The sequence below is a fragment of the Terribacillus sp. 7520-G genome, assembly GCF_002271665.1.
In the GTDB taxonomy this organism is placed as follows: Bacteria; Bacillota; Bacilli; order Bacillales; family Amphibacillaceae; genus Terribacillus.
In genome coordinates, this window is record NZ_NQFP01000066.1 from 1 (window position 1) to 746 (window position 746).

Here is a 746-nt window from a genome sequence, read left to right on the forward strand (position 1 = left end):
AATCAAAACCACCAGTGTGAACTGGTGGTTTGTTCTGCGGCTAAAAGCCTTTGTTACCGGCCTAGGCCTCAAAGGCCCGCTGAATGGGTTCCCTCTTGCACCACATCTACTCACCAATTCTAAAGAATTTCTTTATTTCTTCCGATTTTTTTCTCCTGTAAATGGATCGTACTCTTCGAATAATGTCAATTGATCGCCCATATAGTCCTCTTTTAGCTGATTCCTAATATATTCTTGTATTTGTTTCTTATTTCTCCCGACTGTATCAACATAGAATCCTCGACACCAAAATTTTCGATTTCCATATCTATATTTTAAATTGGCATGACGATCGAATATCATTAAACTACTTTTCCCTTTTAAGTATCCCATAAATTGTGACACACTTAATTTCGGCGGGATACTTATCAACATATGAATGTGATCCGGACAAGCATTTGCTTCATGGATAATCACACCTTTCCGTTCACATAAATCCCTAATAATTTGTCCGATACTCTTTTTGTATTTTCCGTAAATAACCTGCCTTCTGTACTTTGGCGCAAATACTACGTGATACTTACAATTCCATGTTGTATGTGCTAAACTGTTCATGTCCTTCATAGGGCACTCCTCCTTCTATGGCGAGATAAAGTGGTCGGGAAACCAACTTTATCCTACCATGAAGTGAGGTTTTTTTATTACCACGCTTGAAGCTTTCTGGAACCCCCGGCATAGCCAGGGGTTTTCTAATACATATAAAAAAA

At 38.5% G+C, this 746-nt stretch carries 1 protein-coding gene; it reads right to left on the reverse strand.

Annotation, left to right across the window (positions count from 1 at the left end):
• Positions 1-132: 132 nt before the first annotated feature.
• The gene (tnpA, locus tag CHH53_RS16970; protein ID WP_093727170.1) at positions 133-603 is read right to left on the reverse strand and encodes an IS200/IS605 family transposase; all 471 of its coding nucleotides are present in this window, start codon (positions 601-603) and stop codon (positions 133-135) included.
• Positions 604-746: the final 143 nt, after the last annotated feature.